The 19,886-nt window shown below is 36.6% G+C and carries 16 protein-coding genes and 1 tRNA gene; 6 read left to right on the top strand and 11 right to left on the bottom strand.

The features are described from left to right. Positions 1 to 57: 57 nt before the first annotated feature. Together BUR19_RS17650 and BUR19_RS17645 are read right to left on the bottom strand one after the other, a co-directional pair. Positions 58 to 972, bottom strand: a complete 915-nt coding sequence (locus tag BUR19_RS17650) for a helix-turn-helix domain-containing protein (RefSeq protein WP_074236832.1) — start codon at positions 970 to 972, stop codon at positions 58 to 60. Positions 973 to 1,021: 49 nt separating this feature from the next. Next, positions 1,022 to 1,861 carry an SDR family oxidoreductase gene (locus BUR19_RS17645; RefSeq protein WP_074236831.1) on the bottom strand — a complete coding sequence of 280 codons (840 nt, stop codon included), beginning with the start codon at positions 1,859 to 1,861 and terminating at the stop codon, positions 1,022 to 1,024. Positions 1,862 to 2,236: 375 nt separating this feature from the next. Here BUR19_RS17645 and BUR19_RS17635 point away from each other — a divergent pair, with 375 nt between their 5' ends. Further along, positions 2,237 to 3,118, top strand: a complete 882-nt coding sequence (locus BUR19_RS17635) for an SDR family oxidoreductase (protein WP_074236829.1) — start codon at positions 2,237 to 2,239, stop codon at positions 3,116 to 3,118. An 89-nt stretch (positions 3,119 to 3,207) separates the two neighbouring features. Next, complete coding sequence (locus BUR19_RS17630) at positions 3,208 to 5,142, top strand: M1 family metallopeptidase (RefSeq protein ID WP_074236828.1); 1,935 nt, start codon at positions 3,208 to 3,210, stop codon at positions 5,140 to 5,142. A gap of 115 nt (positions 5,143 to 5,257) precedes the next feature. Here BUR19_RS17630 and ribB read toward each other — a convergent pair whose 3' ends face one another. Then, the gene (ribB, locus tag BUR19_RS17625) at positions 5,258 to 6,382 is read right to left on the bottom strand and encodes a 3,4-dihydroxy-2-butanone-4-phosphate synthase (RefSeq protein ID WP_074236827.1); all 1,125 of its coding nucleotides are present in this window, start codon (positions 6,380 to 6,382) and stop codon (positions 5,258 to 5,260) included. Positions 6,383 to 6,690: 308 nt separating this feature from the next. Between ribB and BUR19_RS17620 the strand changes: the two genes are divergently transcribed. Continuing rightward, positions 6,691 to 6,764: transfer RNA gene (locus BUR19_RS17620), tRNA-Cys, on the top strand. A gap of 235 nt (positions 6,765 to 6,999) precedes the next feature. After that, the gene (locus tag BUR19_RS17615; protein ID WP_074236826.1) at positions 7,000 to 7,863 is read left to right on the top strand and encodes a lamin tail domain-containing protein; all 864 of its coding nucleotides are present in this window, start codon (positions 7,000 to 7,002) and stop codon (positions 7,861 to 7,863) included. A gap of 159 nt (positions 7,864 to 8,022) precedes the next feature. Here BUR19_RS17615 and BUR19_RS17610 read toward each other — a convergent pair whose 3' ends face one another. From BUR19_RS17610 to BUR19_RS17585, 6 genes are all read right to left on the bottom strand, one after another. Next, a complete protein-coding gene (locus tag BUR19_RS17610; protein ID WP_074236825.1) occupies positions 8,023 to 8,808 on the bottom strand; it encodes a phosphatase PAP2 family protein in 786 nt (261 codons plus the stop codon). Between the two features lie 17 nt (positions 8,809 to 8,825). After that, entirely contained in the window at positions 8,826 to 9,848 is a 1,023-nt protein-coding gene (locus tag BUR19_RS17605) for a sulfite exporter TauE/SafE family protein (RefSeq protein ID WP_074236824.1), read from the bottom strand. Between the two features lie 79 nt (positions 9,849 to 9,927). Beyond that, the gene (locus tag BUR19_RS17600; protein ID WP_074236823.1) at positions 9,928 to 11,913 is read right to left on the bottom strand and encodes an LTA synthase family protein; all 1,986 of its coding nucleotides are present in this window, start codon (positions 11,911 to 11,913) and stop codon (positions 9,928 to 9,930) included. A gap of 58 nt (positions 11,914 to 11,971) precedes the next feature. After that, positions 11,972 to 13,282, bottom strand: coding sequence for a sensor histidine kinase (locus BUR19_RS17595; protein ID WP_221407797.1), 1,311 nt, complete (start codon positions 13,280 to 13,282; stop codon positions 11,972 to 11,974). 37 nt (positions 13,283 to 13,319) lie between these two features. Continuing rightward, complete coding sequence (locus BUR19_RS17590) at positions 13,320 to 13,997, bottom strand: response regulator transcription factor (RefSeq protein ID WP_074236822.1); 678 nt, start codon at positions 13,995 to 13,997, stop codon at positions 13,320 to 13,322. Between the two features lie 158 nt (positions 13,998 to 14,155). Further along, entirely contained in the window at positions 14,156 to 15,130 is a 975-nt protein-coding gene (locus BUR19_RS17585) for an SDR family oxidoreductase (RefSeq protein WP_074237041.1), read from the bottom strand. A 283-nt stretch (positions 15,131 to 15,413) separates the two neighbouring features. Between BUR19_RS17585 and BUR19_RS17580 the strand changes: the two genes are divergently transcribed. Beyond that, complete coding sequence (locus BUR19_RS17580; RefSeq protein WP_139297412.1) at positions 15,414 to 15,821, top strand: hypothetical protein; 408 nt, start codon at positions 15,414 to 15,416, stop codon at positions 15,819 to 15,821. Positions 15,822 to 15,946: 125 nt separating this feature from the next. Continuing rightward, the gene (locus BUR19_RS17575; protein ID WP_074236820.1) at positions 15,947 to 17,284 is read left to right on the top strand and encodes a UDP-N-acetylmuramate--L-alanine ligase; all 1,338 of its coding nucleotides are present in this window, start codon (positions 15,947 to 15,949) and stop codon (positions 17,282 to 17,284) included. Positions 17,285 to 17,323: 39 nt separating this feature from the next. On the opposite strand, the gene BUR19_RS17570 is transcribed toward BUR19_RS17575, so the two are convergent. Both BUR19_RS17570 and BUR19_RS17565 read right to left on the bottom strand, forming a co-directional pair. Further along, the gene (locus tag BUR19_RS17570; protein ID WP_139297411.1) at positions 17,324 to 17,803 is read right to left on the bottom strand and encodes a thioredoxin family protein; all 480 of its coding nucleotides are present in this window, start codon (positions 17,801 to 17,803) and stop codon (positions 17,324 to 17,326) included. A 32-nt stretch (positions 17,804 to 17,835) separates the two neighbouring features. Further along, positions 17,836 to 19,875 (bottom strand): TonB-dependent receptor plug domain-containing protein, encoded by a 2,040-nt coding sequence (locus BUR19_RS17565; protein ID WP_083600820.1) that lies wholly within the window; start codon positions 19,873 to 19,875, stop codon positions 17,836 to 17,838. Between the last annotated feature and the right edge of the window lie 11 nt (positions 19,876 to 19,886).

The raw sequence follows: 19,886 nt of genomic DNA, 5'->3' as shown, positions 1-19,886 counted from the left end.
TGCAGATTTTAAACTCATTTATCTGGTAAATCCACCAATCTACGAGAGAATAAAAATCTAATTAAACGACTGCCGAAACTCCAACGGCGAAATATCGGTCTTAGCTTTAAACAATTTGCTGAAAGACTGTGAATGTTCAAACCCCAATTCATACGCAATTTCACTCACGGAAAGCTCCGTTGTCGACAATTTTTCTTTGGCTTTCTCAATCAGTTTTTCGTGGATGTGCTGTTGCGTGGTTTGTCCGGTTAATTGTTTTAATAAACTTCCGAGATAATTGGTTGAAATATTCAGTTGTTCGGCAATGTAATTCACAGTTGGCAAACCTTTATCAATAACATCTTCATTAAAATAATCTTCTAAGATGATTTCTAATTTCTCCAAAATATGATGATTGGTCTTTTTTCTGGTGATGAATTGTCTTTGATAAAAACGTTCGCAATAATTCAGAATCACTTCGATTTGTGAAATAATGATACTCTGAGTAAATTCATCAATTCCTGACTGATATTCTCGCTCGATGCCTTTGAAAAGTCCAATCAATGTTTCTTCCTCCTTTTCAGAAAGAAACAAAGCTTCATTCACATCATAACCGAAAAATTTGTAGTTATGAATGGTCTTTGCCAAAGGCGTATTCCAGATAAAATCGGGATGGAAAGCCAAAAGGTAGCCCGACGGTTTTGTGTCGTACTTGTCGATAATCATTTTCACCAATTGCCTCGGCGCAATGAAGCACATCAAACCACCGTCAAAATCATACTGGCTCTGCCCGTAATGCAATTTCCCCTGAATATCACGCTTGAAACCCATAAAATACAATTCCTGAATCCAACTGATTTCCGATTCCTCTATTTGATATTCCACCTGGCTGTAATCCACCAAACTAATCATTGGGTGTTGAGGTTTAGACAATCCGCAAATCCTATGAAATTCAGCAACGGAGTCAATCGTATATAATTTTCTGTTATTCATAATCTAATAAGATTAAAGGCAACAATCCGAAAACTGTTGCCTTACAAAGTTAGTAATCTGTTGAAATACTTAATGTTTTGAAGTCGGAAATTTCATTCTGAAGAGAACTTAATTTGTTGTTCGCCATTTGAAAAGCATCCGAACCTAAAACCAAATGAACGGGTGGATTTTCCATTGCAACCAGTTCCAGCATCGCCACAGCCGCTTTCTCAGGATCGCCAGGCTGATTGCCGTTGATGTCCTGCTCGTGCGCTACTTGAAGTTTTCTTGCTGTGGTATAAGCCTCGATTTCATTTTCTGGTGTGCGAAGCGAACCGCCGGTCAGGAAATCGGTTCTGAAGTAGCCGGGATAAACAACCGTTGCATTCACGCTGAATTCTTTGACCTCCGCGGCCAAAGCTTCCGTAAAACCAACGACTGCAAATTTCGTAGCGCAGTAGATTCCCCAACCTGGAAAATCTCCGGATAATCCGCCAATCGAAGCAATGTTGATGATGTTTCCGCTTTTTTGATTTCTGAAATGCGGCATCGATGCTCTGATGATATTCAAAGAACCAAATACATTGGTGTCAAAATTCTGACGGCTTTCCTGGTCAGTTAATTCTTCCAAAGTTCCCAATTGGCCATAACCAGCGTTGTTTACCACAACATCGATTCTCCTGAATTTTTCAATCGTTTTTGAAATCGCTAGTGAAACTGACTCTTCATTAACCAAATCTACTTCCAATGGAAGAAAATCAGAATTTTCTGCGCTGATGACTTTCTGTAGTTCCGAAACATTTCTGGATGTTGCTGCCACAGAATAGCCGTCGGATAATAATTTTTTAACTAATGTGAGACCTAATCCTTTTGAGGCTCCGGTTACGAACCATACTTTTTTTGTACTCATTGTGATTGTTTTTAAAGGGTTAATTATTTACAAGACAAAGTTGAAAAATGATGAACGGAACGGTGTGACCAAATCAAAGATTGTTGTAGCCAAAACTACGATGATAGATTTTTGGACGCCTTTTCCGTCTTCCACTCCCGCTTTTTTGCTCCACTCTGTTCCGCAAAAAGAGCTCCGTTCAAGCCGGGGCGCAATCGTATGACGTTCATATTTTGCGCATAACTTTTGTTAATTCTCAAAACAAAATAAAAATCTAAATTTACCACAGGCACAAACCTTTAAATTTTAATTATGAAATCGCCATGATGGGAAGCAAAACGTCCAATGAAGATACAGCGATTGCATATGACTTTTAAAAACAATAAACATCTACATATGAATCTATATACACAACCAATGTTGCGCGAAGACGCACTCAAAGATAAAGTGGCCATTGTTACGGGAGGCGGAAGCGGGCTTGGTAAAGCTATGACCAAATATTTTTTGGAATTAGGCGCAAAAGTCGTTATCACTTCACGAAATTTAGAAAAGTTGCAGGGAACCGCGAAAGAACTAGGAGAACAAACAGGAGGTAAAGTGCTTTGCGTGGCTTGCGACGTGCGAAATTGGGAAGAAGTAGAGTCGATGAAAGAAGCCACTTTGAAAGAATTCGGGAGAATTGACATTCTTTTAAATAACGCTGCCGGAAATTTCATTTCACCTACAGAAAGATTGACACATTCTGCTTTTGATTCTATTTTAGACATCGTTTTGAAGGGAACTAAAAACTGTACATTGTCCATTGGAAAATATTGGATAGATAATAAAGTTCCGGGAACAGTTCTTAATATCGTGACAACCTATGCCTGGACTGGTTCGGCTTACGTGGTTCCATCGGCTTGCGCAAAAGCAGGCGTTCTGGCAATGACAAGAAGTCTGGCGGTTGAATGGGCAAAATATGGCATCCGTTTCAATGCGATTGCACCGGGACCATTTCCTACGAAAGGAGCTTGGGACAGATTACTTCCGGGAGATTTGCAGGAGAAGTTCGATATGAAGAAGAAAGTACCGTTGAGAAGGGTTGGCGAACATCAGGAATTAGCCAATCTTGCGGCTTATCTGGTTTCCGATTATTCAGCTTATATGAATGGTGAAGTGGTGACTATTGACGGTGGCGAATGGCTGCAAGGTGCTGGCGAGTTCAATATGCTGGAGGATATTCCTCAGGAAATGTGGGATATGCTGGAAGCAATGATAAAAGCAAAAAAATCGAATTGATTTAAAAATAAACCTTATTTAATCTCAAGTTTGTAACAAATTTGAGATTTTTTTTACCTATTTTTAAATGTTATAAATCTTTTTACGTAATGAAATTCAAACTCCCTAATTTGATTTCTGCTGTAGCGATATTTGCTTTTGTCGGCAATTCTTACGCTCAGGAATCTCCAAAGTATGATTATACAGAAGCCTTCAAACCATTTTTCTATCCTCAGACCGGAACTGAAACACGTTCGGCAAGCGGACAGCCGGGACACAAATATTGGCAGAACTCCGCCGATTATCAACTGAATGTCAGTCTTAATGAATCTAACAATGAATTAACAGGGTCGGCCGAAATTACTTATACCAACAACAGTCCGGACCAACTGGGTTTTCTTTGGTTACAACTCGACCAAAATCTCTTTGCTAAAGATTCCAGAGGTAATGCTGTAGTTCCGTTGTCAGGAAGTAGAAACGGTGCGCACGGCGAGACTTTTGATGGCGGCTACAAAATCAAATCAGTAAAATATGACGGGAAAGATGTAAAATATACAGTTACAGACACCAGAATGCAGATTGACCTTCCAAGTGATTTGAAAGCGAACGGCGGCGTTGCAAAATTGAAAATAGAATATTCTTTTCTCTCTCCAAAATACGGTTCGGACAGGATGGGAGTTGAAGATACCAAAAATGGAAAAATCTTCACATTGGCGCAATGGTATCCGAGAATGTGTGTATATGATGATGTAATGGGTTGGAACACGTTGCCATATTTAGGAGCTTCGGAATTTTATTTGGAATACGGAACTTTATCAGCAAATATTACTGTTCCGACTAATCATTACGTTGTAGCTTCGGGAGAATTATTGAATGAAAGAGAGGTTTACTCGAAAGAAGAAATCAACCGTTGGAATGAAGCTAGAAAAAGTGACAAAACTGTGATGATTCATCCAGAATCTGAATTAGGTAAAGGAAATCAATCAGGAACAAAAACCTGGAAATTCAAAATAGAAAAAGCAAGAGATTTTGCCTGGGCTTCGTCTTCTGCATTCATTATAGATGCCGCGAGAATCAACCTTCCAAGCGGAAAAAAATCTCTAGCAATCTCGGCTTATCCTGTAGAAAGTGCAGGCGACAAAGCTTGGGGAAGATCAACAGAATATACAAAAGCTGCTATAGAGCATTACTCCGGAAAATGGTTCGAGTATCCTTATCCAGCAGCGACTAATGTTGCCGGAAACGAAGGCGGAATGGAATATCCTGGAATCGTTTTTTGCCACAGAAATTCAAAAGGTGCTGATCTTTGGGGTGTAACGGATCACGAATTTGGTCACACTTGGTTTCCTATGATTGTTGGTTCCAATGAAAGAGTTTTTGCCTGGATGGATGAAGGTTTCAATACTTTTATTAATGAATTATCAACGGAAGCTTTCAATAAAGGCGAATATTATCACAAACAAGATATCAGCAAGATTGGACCATTTGTTCAGAGTGATAATTTTGAACAGATTATGGTTGGTCCGGATAATATGAAAGAAAGAAGCATTGGTGTTTTGGCTTATTTCAAACCTGGAGTTGGGTTAGGGATTTTGAGAGAAACCATTTTAGGTCCTGAAAAATTTGATAAAGCATTCAAAACTTATGTTCATAGATGGGCGTTCAAACATCCGACACCTTGGGACTTCTTCCATACAATGGAAAATGTTTCCGGCGAAGAACTGAACTGGTTTTGGAGAGGCTGGTTTATGAACAAATGGAAAGTGGATCAAGCTGTAAAAGCAGTAAAACCTGTGAATGGTGATTTCAAAAATGGCGCGCAAATTACAGTTGAAAATATTGGACAATTACCAATGCCGACAATAGTTCTTGTAACCTTTAAAGATGGAACTACGCAGACTGTGAAGTTGCCTGTTGAAGTTTGGAAACGTAATACGGAATGGACTTTCCAAATCGATTCTACAAAAGAAGTTACGAATGTAAAATTGGATCCGCAATCCATTGTTCCAGATATCAATCCTAAGAATAATGCTTGGCTGAATTAGACTTGTAGATTCAAGATAAAGAATCAAGACATAAAAAAACGCTCCTATTTTGGAGCGTTTTTTATTGATATAAGATGAAAGTCTATCATCTATCTGTCTATTCTCTCAAAATAATCTATAAAGCAACCATCTCAGTCACTTCCACATCATAACCGGAAAGAATCGGTTTGATGTTAGGATTCTGGGTAATCACTTTAAATTTGTTAATTCCAAGGTCTTTCAAGATTTGAGTTCCGATGCCATAATCACGGAAATTAGGCGCAATTGTAGGTTGTTCACTTGTTCCGTCCTGGTAATTCAGGAAATGTTTGATTCTGCTCAACGTATTTTCTTTGTTAGAAACATTGTTGATAAAAACCACAGCGCCTTTTCCTTCTTTGTTTATAAGATCGGTTACTTGTTGCATCAAAGGATGTTCGCCATTCGACAATCTGCTGAAAACGTCAAAATAAGTTCCTGAAGATTGTACTCTCACCAAAACAGATTCATCTGCAGACCAAGTTCCTTTTGTTAAGGCGTAATGGATTTGCTCCGTCGGTTTTTCCTCAAAAACATAAAATTTGAAATCTCCAAAATGCGTTTTGATATCACGTTCCTCTATTCTTTCCACAAGATCGCCTTGTCTCATGATTCTGTAATGAATTAAATCTTCAATAGAAATCACTTTCAAATCGTGCTTCTTCCCAAATTCCAAAAGTTGTGGCAGTCTCGACATACTTCCGTCCTCATTTAGGATTTCGCAGATAACGCCGCCTTCTTTCAGTCCTGCCAATCTTGTCAAATCAACCGCCGCTTCCGTATGTCCTGCTCTTTTCAAAACGCCGCCTTCTCTTGCACGCAATGGGAAAATGTGACCAGGTCGCATCAGGTCGCCAGGTTTTGTGTTAGAATCCATAATCGCTTGGATGGTTTTGGCGCGGTCACCAGCGGAGATTCCCGTCGTAGCACCTTTTCCAAGAAGGTCAACAGAAATAGTAAAAGCCGTTTCTTTTGGGTCGGTAGAATTCGAAACCATAGAGTGCAGTTCCAATTCGTCGCATCTCGTTTCAGTTAGCGGCATACAAATCAAACCTCTTGCATAAGTTGCCATAAAATTGACAATCTCAGGTGTAGTCAGTTCAGCAGCAGCGATGAGGTCTCCTTCATTTTCACGGTCTTCATCATCTACTACAATGACCATTTTGCCATTTTTAAGGTCTTCCAGTGCTTCTTCTATCGTATTAAGTTGGAATTTATCCATTATTTCTAAAAATTTTTTGCAAAGATACTTATTTAGAACCTAACCAAAGGTTGTATTAATCGATTAAAGATATGTAAATCATTAATATTTGGGAGCCGTGAACCTGCTGTCCACTCATACTCCTCGCTCTGGCGCTCCACTGCGTTCCGCGCCATCGCTGTGGGGTAACCGTTACCATCAGGGCTATGTGTAACTCGATGGTTTTAAAAAAAACTTCAAAATTTAAAAAATCTAAAAAAATCAAATAAAAAAGATAGATAAAATTTGAAAATTAAAAAAAAACACTAAATTTGCAAACCAAACAAAATGGTGCTTTGGCCGAGCGGCTAGGCAGTGGTCTGCAACACCATCTACAGCGGTTCGAATCCGCTAGGCACCTCCAAAACCCTAATTCATTTGCTTAGAATGTCTTAGGGTTTTTTATTGCCTTTTTTCAACAGTTAATTTCAATCTTCCAACAAAAAAATAAATTCACGCTAAAAAATGGTTAAAAAGCTAATATTATTCTGCTTTAATTTTTATTAATAATTATGATATTCGTAATCATAATGTAAATAATCGATTTTATTTTGGTATTATAATTGTAAATTATATTTAAATCACTAAAATAAATTATTATGAAAAAGTTTTTTACATTTGTTGGACTTGTGTCCTCAGTGGCATTTTTTAATGCGCAGATTGTTATCAACGAAATTTATACAGCAGGTGGGCTTCTTAACGCCTTGTTTCGTACTGATTTTATTGAATTGAAAAATATTGGATCTTCTACGGCTTCTCTTACTGGAGCAACTATTCAATATGGGGCTTTTTCTGGTCAGTTTACACAATATCATAATCTTCCAAGTATTACTTTGGCACCCGGTCAAACCTATTTAATTCAGCAAGGTTCTGAGGGAACTGCAGGTGACGGTCTTATTGGCGTGAATCTGATTGTAGATGTGGTTCTTAATTTAGATGGTTCCGGTCCTGTAGCGGGTGTTGGTCTCCAATTGGGATTAGCTTCAGGAAAAGTGGCCTTGGCAACCAATAATGTCCGTGTCACGGGGCCTACAGCGTCTAATGTTATTGACTTCGTAGGATATGGTCTGGCAAATCAATTTGAAGGCAATGGAGCTGCACCGTCACCATTGCTTGTATTATCTATCTCAAGAAATGCAAATGGAACAGATACTAATAATAACAATATAGATTTTACCGCTGGGCTTCCAACGCCTCAGGGTAGTGGTCAGACTTTAGCAGTTGGCGATATTAACGGTTCTAAATCAGCATTCATTAGAAATACATTGGTGAAAAATAACGAAGTTTATTTCAGTTCTGATGTTCAGGATGTTCAGTTCTTTACAATGTCCGGACAGCTTGTAAAAAAGGCTAATGTTAAAGCTGGTGCAAAAGTGAGTATCGCAGATTTGCCAAAAGGTAATTATATTGTTACAGGAACTGTGAATAATAATAAAGTTACTGAACGAGTTTTGAAGGAATAATTTAATTTCCAATTAAAAAAGAGAGAGCTATCATTTGATAGCTCTTTTTATTTATAATTTGAATCTAATTATGTCTTTTTTTAATAAAAAAAAGTAGGAAGACCAACGAAGCATCCCCCTACTTATATTTTTAAAAGCAAGTATTTTGCCAAATCAGCTTCAAAAATTTTTCACCAATCCAATTCCCGCTGTTTTATTCTGATAGAAAGGCATCATCATTACTGAAGAATTTTTATTTTTTCCGGATAATAACTTGTTTATTTTTGGATACAACCAATAAGAAGCTTCTGTCGACAAAATCCCAATTCCTGCTCCGGCAACCACGTCACTGAACCAATGTTTATCATTCAGCATTCTGTAAACGCCAGTGAAAACCGCCAAAGAATAACCGGAAACTCCCAGCCAGAAATTGGTATCCTTGTATTCTCTATACATAAACTGTGCGGATGCAAATGCAAAAGCCGTATGACCGGAAGGAAACGACAGCCGATTCGATTGGTCGGGTCTTTCTTCTTTTGCTAAATGTTTCGTCGGCATTATGACTGCAGATGCCAATAATAATGATGTTCCGTAGATGATGCTTCGGTCTCGGAAATTATGTTTTCCCTCAACGCCAAAAGCATTCAAGCCATAAACCAAAGCGGCAGGAGCAAATTGCGTGTAATTATCCAGTCGAATATGGTCAGGCTGATGTTCGTTGATTTCGCTTCTTGTCGAAAAATTCAATTGTTTTAGTTTGTCAAACTTCAAAGTAGCCACGCCGTAAGTTATAAATGCAGCGGGAATAATCAGTTTTTTATAATTGAATTGATAGGCTTTGTCAAGAGGCAAATGCGCAACAGAAACACTGTCAATAGAATCTTTTTTTACAGCTAAACTGTCCTGAGCCAAAAGGTTTTGAGAACTTAATAAAATAATTAATAAGCCTGAGAATATTAGTTTCATATATAATAAATTCTAAGTTAACTTTCAAATTTGGTAAGCTGATTGTCTTTGTAACAATAGAATTCGTAGGAAGGTTCATTTCGGAAAGTGAAAACCTTTTCCAGATGAATCACATCATAATGATCTTTCAGAGAATCATATTTTGTTTTAAGATGATTGGGTAATTCTTTTGGATGGATAGGTCTTTCGATTTCCAAGCCGTCATCAAACGCAAATTCAATCACAAAATCTGTCGACCGCCAAGAGATAATCGATTCACTTTTTGCTATCGTAACGCCCAATTTATCTTGTTGGATGATTTTGTCGGAAGTTCCTATCAATAAAGTGATTCCCGCAACAACCATTGCTCCGTAACCAATTTTTCTGAAGAGATTTTCACTCAGGTAAGGTAGGATATATTTCACTGTATAGGATGAAATAATCGTTGCAACAGCAATCGCCAATCCCAGCCACAAAGCAAGATTGGAATACAATCCGAGAGAAATATAAATCACCAATTTGATGAGATGTAGGAAAACTTCATTCGCCGCACGAGTCGCAACAATCTCTTCTTTTTTTAATCCGAATTTCAAATAAAATCGATTAAATAATAATCCAATTGCGCCAGTAATTCCGGAAACAAATCCTGCCAGAAAACCGATGATGGCCAAAACATATTTCGGAGACGCTTTTTCATCTGTTTCGTCATTCTTTACTTTTTTGAAAAGTTGAGGAACATTGGCAATAAGAAAAAAAGCGACAATCAATTGAAGATAATTCGGATTGATATATTTGATGAGGTAAGCGCCAATCAATACCGCAGGAATCGAAAACGGAACAAACCAAAAGAAAATCTTCCAGTTGATATGTTTTTTGAAAACCGCAATTCTTGAAACCGAACTCGTAAATGTTCCGATTGTCAAGGAAAAAGGAACGACAGAAGCTGGTAATAAAAGATTTAAAATAGGGATTAAAATGAGGCTTGCGCCGCCTCCGCAAATCGCACTCAGCCAGAATGCGAAAATGGTTCCGAAGAACAATAGAACAACTTCAACAATCATTTTTACTAATAAAAAAGGTTACACCATAAATTTTACTTTACAAAGGTGCAACCTGATTTAGAAGATATTTAGAAGAAAACTATTTCGCCTTCATTTTTCCATTTTTAAATCTTTCACTCGCAGTTTGATAATAGGAAATTGTCTCAGAAATCAACTGCTGATTTTTAGATTTTACTTCAGATAAACATTGATTCGATTTTTTTACATCAAATTGCTTGACCTTTTTCCGGTCATCAATCTGAGTGAAAATATTACCTTTCAACATTCCCAAAGTTCTGTAATTTCCTATGAATGCGCGTTCATCGCCAATTTTTGTCTGATTAATATCTTTTCCGTACAAGCTTGTTGTGTAATTCCAGCCGAGATAACCGAATAAGGTAGGCATCAAATCAATCTGAGAAGCCAGACGATTGATTTTCTCTACTTTTTGAGGAAGATTGTAAATAATCGCAGGAATATGGTGTTTGTCGATATTGATTTCCCACTTTCCGGCGCTGCTCGCACAATGGTCGGCAACGATGACGAACACAGTGTTTTTGAACCAAGGTTTTGTTTTTGCATCAGCCAGAAATTTCCCTAAAGCATAATCGGTATATTTTACCGCCGCATTTCTGTCGCCTTGCGGAAGGTCGATTTTTCCAGACGGAAAAGTGTAAGGCTTATGATTGGAAGTCGTCATCACAAACTGGAAAAAAGGCTTGTTGAGCTTGCTGTTTTTATCAGCATATTTTATAGATTGTTTGTAAAGGTCTTCATCGCAAATTCCCCACGCATTTTCAAAACTCACTTCGTTGTCCGGAATATTGAAACGCTGAGTTTTGATTTCGTCTGACAAAGGATTTCCACGATTCCTGTCTACAATATCAAAGCCCTGTCCTCCGAAAAAATTATTCATATTATCAAAATAACCATCACCACCGTAGATAAAATATGGTTGATAATTTTTCTCTTTAAAAATCGTCGCCACAGAAAATAGATTCTGATTATCAGGTCTGCGAACAATACTGTTCCCCGGAGTCGGCGGAACGGACAAAGTTAAAGCTTCCATTCCACGCACAGTTCTGGTCCCGGTTGCATAAAGATTGGTAAAGAAAATACTTTCGTTAGCCAGTTTATCATAATTTGGAGTGAGATTATCTTTGTTTCCGAAAGCTTTCAGAAAATCTCCACTAAAACTTTCTATCGCAATTAAGATAACATTCGGGCGTTGCTCATTTTCGGATTTCGTAGTTCTGGAAATATCGTCCCATTTGTTGGTAGCGTAAGTCTGATTTTCCTGCAAAAGATTTTTCTTCAGAACAGAATACGCTTCTTTATCATCGATTTTCGGATAAAAAGTTTCATAATCCAGTTGATTGGATTTGAACGCCGCAAAGAATGAGAATGTTCCGTTCTTACCTAATTCATTTAAAACTAAATTGTTAGTAAAGTCTGCTTGTTTATTTTTCATGATAAGACTTAGTACTAAAGCCGGAAAAACTAACATTGAGAAAAAAGCGAACCGTTTGGAAATCGGTCTTTTATCAGAAAATGTTTTTTGGAATATTTTTCTTTTGTGAAGGAAAACAAACGTCAGAACAATCAAAGCAACCAATATAAAAATAATGAGCGGTAAAGGATAAGACTCATTGATGTTGGAAACAACCTCGTAAGTATAAATCAAATAATCAACCGCAATAAAATTGAACCTCACACCAAACTCATCCCAGAAAGGAATCTCTGCCAAAAGACTGAAATAAATAATGAGAAGAACAATCGCCAGATAAACGTATGTGAAAATTTTATCAAACCGGGAACCAATCCATCTTTTTGGAAAAAAAAGAAGATACACGGAATACAGCAGTAAAAATAGAGCCCCCACTGCAAAATCGAAGCAGAATCCTGTGAAAAAGGCCCGCAACATACCTGCCAGATTAAAATCAAGATCTTTGGATGACCAAATCAGAAATACTATTCTTATGACACTCGAAAACAGAATGTACAAGCTTAAAATTGAAAATAATATAGAAAACCTGCTGTTGGAAATTTTGTAAAAAGGCCTTAAAGTCTCATGTTTTTGATCCATTGGATACGCGTTTTGTAAAACCGTAAAGTAATAACTTAATTTAGAAGAAATTTAGAATTTAAATTATTACTGAAAAAAAGTGATGATTTTTTTCAAATTTATAATCGATTTTCCAATTCTGAGATTTGCAGATTTCTTTTACAATAGCAAGTCCGAGTCCGCTTCCATTGTTATCTTTCGAGAATCTGGAAAACCGTTTGAACAGCAAATCAGGATTGAGTTTTTCTGTTCCCGAATTGGAAACTTCGAACACAGAATTGTTTAATATAATAGAAATCGAACCGTTAATCAGAGTATGCCGGATAGCGTTTAAAATCAAATTATTAATCAAAACTTCGGTTAATCCAATGTTTCCATTCACTTTTACATCAGAAGAAATTTCGCTGTGAACGGAAATGTTTTTCTGATCAAAATGTTCTTGCAGAATTTCCAAGCTTTGATTAAGTAATTTGTCCAGATGTATTTCAGAATTCTCAAACTGATTGTTTTCAATTTTTGCTAATAATAAAAGGTTTTTATTGATTCTCGAACTTCTGGACAAAGCGCGGTTCATTTCTTCGGCAATCTGATATTGTTTTTCCGTCAAATCTTCGTTTTGCAAAAGAATATCGAGTTTGTTTTTCAGAATCGCCAAAGGTGTCTGCAACTCGTGGGAAGCATTTTCTGTAAACTCTTTCTGAGTTTTATAAACGGAAACATTATGTTCTATCAGCTTGCTTAATGATTGATTCAGTTCGTCAAATTCACTGACATCGGTTTGCGGAAATTCAATTTTTGTCTGATTATTAAGACTGAAAGTTTTCAGTTGATCCAAAGTCTCACGAAAAGGTTTCCAAACCGATTTTGAAAGTCTTCTGTTGAGAAATAACAATCCGCCGACAATAAGAATGAAGAGAATAACCGTGGTTGCGGAGATGAAAAAAATAGTTTCCTGAGATTCTTCGATATTGGTTTCTATGTTGAAACGATACGGTTTTTTGTTGAGATAAATAATCTTCGATAAACACCTGAACCTGTCGATATCTTCAAAATGCAGAAACTGATGTTTTTTTTCGATAATGAAAATCCGGTCTTTCAGATCATCATTTTGTTCTAAATTTTGAATGTTTGTGCTTGGCTGGATGGTGTTCCAGAGTGTTATCGTTTCGGCTAGTTTCCGGTCAGATAATTTCTGGCTATTGATTTGGAATGCTGTTTTTTCAGCAACAATCTCATTGTGTTCATCCAGTTCGTGTTTCCAAATTGCATCTACCACAAAATAGTAAACCGGTATGCTGATGACCAGAATAATCAGGACATAAATGATGAATGGTTTGGTGGTTTTACTAAGTAGCGGTTTCAAGTCAATAATGATTTTCAGGTTTTCCAAAGGATAAAATTAATTATAATTGGCAATTAACTAATATCTAATTAGAAATCCATTTATACCCCGTTCCATAAACCGTTTTTAAGTATTTGTCACAGCCAGCGTCATTCAGTTTTTTCTTTAAATTTTTGACATGGGCATAAACAAAATCGTGATTGTCCAGCATATCTGCAAAATCGCCGGAAAGATGTTCTGCTAAAGTACTTTTGGATATGACTTTGTTCTTGTTTCCGATAAAATAAATGAGCAAATCAAACTCTTTTTTTGTTAATGCAATTATTTCATTGTTGACTGAAACAGTCTTTGCCAAAAGATCGATTTGTAATTCATTTTGATTGATAATATTAGAATTATTAAACTGTTTTCTCCTGATTATAGAATAGATTCTAGCCATCAATTCCGATAAATGGAATGGTTTCGTCAAATAATCATCTGCACCAAGTTGCAAGCCTTTTATTTTATCGTCCAGAGCATTTTTTGCAGAAACGATAATAACACCGTCTTCTTTATTTTGCTTTTTCAGTTCTTCCAGAATTTTCAAGCCATTGCCGTCTGGAAGCATAATGTCCAGAATAATACAATCATATTGGAAGGTCTCAATCTTGTACATCGCTTCATAGAAAGTGAAGGCAAATTCGCACAGATAGTTTTCCTCAGAAAGATATTCTGCAACACTTTTTGCCAATTCTGTTTCGTCTTCAATAATCAGGATTTTCATCGGTAATTCTATTTTATAAATATCGGGATTTTTATTTAGCGAATTTATATTTTGAATTTAGAAGAAATTTAGAAGAAATTTTAAAATAAAAAATCAAAGACGTAAAAAGAGGTGATTGCAACAACAATTACCTCTTTTGTATATCGATTTGATTTGATTTATGCTTTTGGTTTCAGTTGTCTGGATAAAAAGACAAGTGCAGCGATTCCCAAGCCTGTGATAAGTAGATTTTTTGATTTCTTAGTCGGTGATAGCATTGTTTCGCCATAGATTCGCATTGGATTCTTAGAAGGCGTCAGTATATTTCCGTCTGTGTCTGTTTCGTTGTCTTCTTTCATCAATAACCTCAATGCGGCAGAAGTGGTGTTGATAAGTGGTTTTGGCATAATGCTGTACATTCCCTTCATCATTAATGAAGAGAAATCTGTGAATTTACTTTTCTGAGGATTTTTTGCCATTTCTACCATTGCCGCGGCTAATTTTTTAGGGTCAGAAGCTGTTGGCGGAATTTTAAAATCCAAACCGGAATATTTTGCAGAATGCATATTTCCCGTCGATTTTTGAATACTTGGATACAATCCACAAATATGAATATCCGGTTCATCTGAGACTTCGCCTTGTAAACATTCCGTCATTCCTCGGATTCCATATTTTGAAGCGGAATAAGCTGTTCCATAAGGAGCAGGCATCCATCCACCAATAGAAATATTATTAATCAAAACACCATGCTTTTGTTTTTTGAAAACTGGTAAGATGCTTCTTGCACCATGCATATAACCTAATAAATTGGTTTTGATGACTTGGTCAATTACCTCAATCGGGGTTTCTTCATATTTTCCTGTTGCCATAACGCCGGCATTATTCACCCAAACGTCAATCGTTCCGCTAATTTTTAATGCTTCTCCTGTCAAATGTTCAACATCTTTGAAATCCGAAACATCGGTCGGGATTCCTACAGCAAATCCACCAAGTGCTTGACATATCTCTATTGCATTTTCCAGGGCTTCCTTGCCTCTAGCTGCTAGAACCAGGTTGCAGCCTTCTTGTGCAAAAGCTTCTGCAGCAGCTAAACCGACACCGCTCGATGCGCCGGTAATAACAACTGTTTTATTGATAAGATTGTTTGATGTCATAATATTTTGATTTTGGAATTCAATCAAGTTCAAAGAATATACCATTGATTCCATTTGGTTTTGCATTTAATATTAAAATAAAAAAGAAATGTTAAATTATTCATAATAAGACATGATAGACAAAGGATGGAGAGATGGCAAAGGAGTTGTATAGTGATAGCTTAAATATGAAGCAATAAGATTTATAAAAATAATGTGAGTTTATTATTGATTTTGCATCAACTTGGCAGACGTTTTGCAAGTGTATTTCTACACAATTCAACTTATAAATCACACCACCGATATGGAAGCTACAGAACTTAGACTAAACAATTTGCTGATTTACGGCAACGAGATCGTTCCGGTAATGGGAATGGAGAATAGTAACAACAATCTTATTGTTAAAATAGATTCTGACACAGCTATCGATCACAGAAATTTGAAACCAATTGCTTTGACGGCAGAATGGCTTAAAAAATTAGGATTCAAAGAAGCTTACAGATCTTCCAGCAGAATAAGATTTGAACTTTCCAACTACTGCAGGTATGACTTTGATTTAGATTCCAATAAGATTTTACAAGGTTTCTTGTACTTTGGAAACTATATTAAATGTAATTATCTTCACCAGCTTCAGAATATTTATTTCACGCTGACCGGTGAGGAACTTAAAATAGAATACGAATTACAACACGCCCAAACCACTCATTCATAAATATTCTCGAAACCTGATTTTTATAAAGTCAGGTTTTTTTTATTTCCAAAATCAAGGATAAAAATCTAAGATCACGCTTCCCACTTCTAACATCTTTCCTTACTTTTGTCTAAAATTATTCAGAATTGAAAACCCATTTTATTGCTATTGGCGGTTCTGCGATGCACAATCTTGCCATTGCGCTCAAAGATAAAGGCTATCAGGTCACAGGCTCAGACGATGCTATTTTTGAACCTTCAAAATCCAGATTGGAAAAAAGAGGGATTCTTCCTGCAGAATTAGGTTGGTTTCCGGAGAAATTGACTTCGGATATTGATGCCGTAATTCTCGGAATGCACGCCCACGCAGACAATCCCGAACTCGCAAAAGCAAAAGAATTAGGTTTGAAAATCTATTCTTATCCAGAGTTTCTCTACGAACAATCCAAAGAAAAAACCAGAGTAGTCATCGGCGGTTCCCACGGGAAAACTACCATTACATCAATGATTCTTCACGTTTTAAACTTCCATCAAAAAGACATCGATTATATGGTCGGTGCGCAGTTGGAAGGTTTTGATTGTATGGTGAAGATTACGGAGGATAATGATTTTATGATTCTTGAAGGTGACGAATATCTTTCTTCTCCGATTGATTTGCGTTCTAAGTTTTTGCTTTATCAACCTAACATTGCATTAGTTTCCGGAATTGCCTGGGATCATATCAATGTTTTCAAAACGTTTGATGATTATGTGGAACAGTTCAGAAAATTTGTTGCGAGCATTACGCCTGGTGGTGTTTTGGTTTATAACGAGGAAGATGAAGAAGTGGTAAAAGTGGTACAAAGTGCTGAAAATTATTTCCGTAAAATCCCATACAAAACACCGGATTATGAAATCGTGGATGGCATTGTGAATCTTAAAACCGATATGGGCGATATTCCACTGTCCGTTTTCGGCAAACACAATTTGTTGAATATGGAGGGTGCCAGATTCATCTGTTCGCAATTGGGAATTATGGAAGAAGAATTCTATGAAGCGATTATGAGTTTCAAAGGCGCTTCAAAAAGATTGGAGAAAGTCGAAAGGCAAGACGGAGGTTTGCTTTACAAAGATTTCGCACACGCACCAAGCAAAGTGAAGGCTACAGTTTCTGCATTTGCAGAACAATTTTCAAAAACTGAAACATTCGGATTTTTAGAATTGCACACCTACTCAAGTCTGAATCCTGTTTTCCTTGAGCAATATGACCACGCAATGGATGGCCTGGATAATGCCGTCGTTTTCTATTCCGAAGATGCTCTGAAAATCAAAAGAATGGACCCGATTTCTCCAGAATTAATAAAGGAAAAATTCAAAAATGAGAATCTGAAAGTGTTTACTAATGCAGAAGATTTACAGCAATATTGGGAAACGTTAGACAAATCAAAAGGTGCTTTTGTAATGATGAGTTCCGGTAATTTTGGCGGTCTGGATTTGACGAAATAAGATTATTAAATATAGATTATCAACCTTCTGGATTAATTTTCAGAAGGTTTTTTTGTTTAATGTCACACTGAGCGGAGTCAAAGTGTTTATCAATAATTTCAAAATCCCATTATCAAGCAATCCTTCATTTCGAAACAAAATTTTCCCATCTTTATCAATCAAAATCCAGCTGGGATAAACTGGTTTTTTATTGGATGAAATTTCAACCGCCAATTCGTGAATCCCAGAATTTCCATTTGAAATATAATTGTAATTTTCACCAAAAAAAGTAATCGATTCTTTATGTTTTTCAGGATTGAAAGTGATAAAATAAACCTTTTCATCAATCAGATTTCTCAACTCCAAATCCTTCTCCATCTGATATTTCTGAATTTTACAAATCGAACACCAATTAGTTTTCATAAAAATCAAAATCGGTTTCTCCAACTTTTCCGGTAAACTCTCAAACCCATATTGCTTCACTTCCTGCGAATTAAAAATTCCGGAAATCATTAATAATATGAAAGTCAATATTTTCATTAATCTAACTTCTTAAATCTAATTTCTAACATCTACCTAATCTGATAACGAATCCCCAAAAACGTCCGAATTCCCTGCATCGGCGCATAGCCATAAGTCGTATCGAAAGTATAACTGTACGGATTGCTCGCAATATCATCTACATTATTATCAAAAGGGTCAAACGGTCTCAGAATTGGATTTTTCGGTGTAAAATTTAATAGATTTCTAATGCCTCCATAAATCTCAAACCCATTATCAAATTTCTTGGTCAATTGGATATTCATCAATGTAAACCAAGGCGAATATTCCGGACGGAAGTCATCTGGAACAGTTGGCAGTCGCATTGGTCCATAAAATTGTCCCGTCCAATCCAGCGAAAATTTGTTCGCAAATTGATAACTCAAATTGTAAGTTCCGCTCCATTTAGGCGCGTGCAATTGTTGAATTTTATCACCTTTGTTTTCCTGATAAACATCCATATAAGTTATTCCAAACATCAGTTGAATTGGCAAAGTCCAGTTTGTACTGATTTCTGCAGAAACTCCTCTTGAAATGGCGTGTCCAGATAAATTGTTGTAAATAATCTTGTCTGGCTGAGAATCAAAATCGCCAATAATTTTATTATTGAAATAAGAGTAAAAACCATTAATATCAACATTGATAAAATAATTATTGACAGGGATTTTCATCAGATAACTAAGGTTTGTATTTAAAGATTTTTCAGGTTTCAAATCTTCTTTGATAATGACTTCTCGCGATCCAGTCAGCGCTGCGTGATCTTCTGTAAAAAGATTTACTACACGGAAACCTGTTCCAAAACTTAACCTCAAAGTATTGTATGGATTGGGCTCAAATTTCCAAGCCAGTCTCGGCGAGTGCACAGATTTGTGAATCTTGTGATAATCGTATCTATAACCTAAAAGCAACATATTTTTGTCATTAATTTCCCACTCATCTTCCAAATAAATGCCTGTAATCGGAGATTTCATCGGTTGGTTTTGTCCTGAAGAATTGGCGGTTCCGGGCGTATTGTCATCGTAGAAATTTGATTTATAGCTGATTCCCGATTTCAGGTTATGTTTTCCCAATTGCTTCTCCCAATTAAGTTGCAGAAACAAAACTTTCTGAGTTGCCATATAAGGCGTGTTGCCATAAAACGAATTTTGGTCGTGGTAATTGTAAGAATATTGGAGCAAAAGTTTTTCCTTCGTCGGCAATTGATAGATGCCAAATAATTCAAATCGATTGGTGTAAATACTTTCGCCGTAAACATCATCAGAACCTCGGTTTTCCTTTTTCCATTGCATTTCTCCACCGAATCTGTCTTCATAAAAATATCTCAAAGCAAAACTTGCTAATCGGTTTTCCTTTCTTTTAAAATTCCACTTGTTGAAAACAGAGATTCTGTTTTGCAAGGCAGTGTCTGTAAAATTGTCTTTATTCTGATCAATTCTGTTTCCGAAATAAAAATAATTGATACTCAATAAACTCGAAAAATTCTTATTGTCAATTACTTTTTTCGCAATGTCCAGATTGATTTCACCTTGATTTCCCGTCATTAGATCCGCTGAGAAATTCGGAGCCTGCAAAGCATTTTTTGTAATAATATTAATCACGCCACCCATTGCTTCCGACCCGAAAATAGATGAAGCCGGACCTTTCGTAATCTCGATTCTGTCAACCAAACTATTTGGGATTCCGCTCAAACCATAAACTGTAGAGAGTGAGCTCACAATGGGCATTCCGTCAATCAAAATCATTGTATAAGCACCTTCCAAGCCGTTGATATGAATGTCGCCCGTATTACAAACCGAACAATTGAGTTGAGGTTTCACACCATTTACCATCGCAATCGATTCAAAAATATTAGGTGTCGGATTCTTCCTGAAAAACTGTTGTGAATAAACATCGGTCGAAATCGGACTATTTAATTTCTTCACAGAAAACTGAGTTATCGTGACTTCATCAATATCTTTTTGATTTTTAAAAGAATCGACCAAATTAGTTTTGACAGAATCAATTTTGATAGAATCCGTCTGAGCAAAAAGTAAACTCGATAAAAGTATAAGATAAAGAATAAATAATTTCATTGAAACAAAAA

This window comes from Epilithonimonas zeae (genome assembly GCF_900141765.1).
GTDB classification, from domain to species: domain Bacteria; phylum Bacteroidota; class Bacteroidia; order Flavobacteriales; family Weeksellaceae; genus Epilithonimonas; species Epilithonimonas zeae.
This window is presented reverse-complemented; position numbering and strand designations above follow the sequence as displayed.

Bases quoted from the DNA above. Each gene is read 5' to 3' on its own strand.
- BUR19_RS17645 (WP_074236831.1), bottom strand. From the start codon at position 1,861: ATGAGTACAAAAAAAGTATGGTTCGTAACCGGAGCCTCAAAAGGATTA.
- BUR19_RS17615 (WP_074236826.1), top strand. From the start codon at position 7,000: ATGAAAAAGTTTTTTACATTTGTTGGACTTGTGTCCTCAGTGGCATTT.
- BUR19_RS17580 (WP_139297412.1), top strand. From the start codon at position 15,414: ATGGAAGCTACAGAACTTAGACTAAACAATTTGCTGATTTACGGCAAC.
- BUR19_RS17635 (WP_074236829.1), top strand. From the start codon at position 2,237: ATGAATCTATATACACAACCAATGTTGCGCGAAGACGCACTCAAAGAT.
- BUR19_RS17585 (WP_074237041.1), bottom strand. From the start codon at position 15,130: ATGACATCAAACAATCTTATCAATAAAACAGTTGTTATTACCGGCGCA.
- BUR19_RS17600 (WP_074236823.1), bottom strand. From the start codon at position 11,913: ATGGATCAAAAACATGAGACTTTAAGGCCTTTTTACAAAATTTCCAAC.
- BUR19_RS17570 (WP_139297411.1), bottom strand. From the start codon at position 17,803: ATGAAAATATTGACTTTCATATTATTAATGATTTCCGGAATTTTTAAT.
- BUR19_RS17590 (WP_074236822.1), bottom strand. From the start codon at position 13,997: ATGAAAATCCTGATTATTGAAGACGAAACAGAATTGGCAAAAAGTGTT.
- BUR19_RS17650 (WP_074236832.1), bottom strand. From the start codon at position 972: ATGAATAACAGAAAATTATATACGATTGACTCCGTTGCTGAATTTCAT.
- BUR19_RS17605 (WP_074236824.1), bottom strand. From the start codon at position 9,848: ATGATTGTTGAAGTTGTTCTATTGTTCTTCGGAACCATTTTCGCATTC.
- BUR19_RS17610 (WP_074236825.1), bottom strand. From the start codon at position 8,808: ATGAAACTAATATTCTCAGGCTTATTAATTATTTTATTAAGTTCTCAA.
- ribB (WP_074236827.1), bottom strand. From the start codon at position 6,382: ATGGATAAATTCCAACTTAATACGATAGAAGAAGCACTGGAAGACCTT.
- BUR19_RS17565 (WP_083600820.1), bottom strand. From the start codon at position 19,875: ATGAAATTATTTATTCTTTATCTTATACTTTTATCGAGTTTACTTTTT.
- BUR19_RS17630 (WP_074236828.1), top strand. From the start codon at position 3,208: ATGAAATTCAAACTCCCTAATTTGATTTCTGCTGTAGCGATATTTGCT.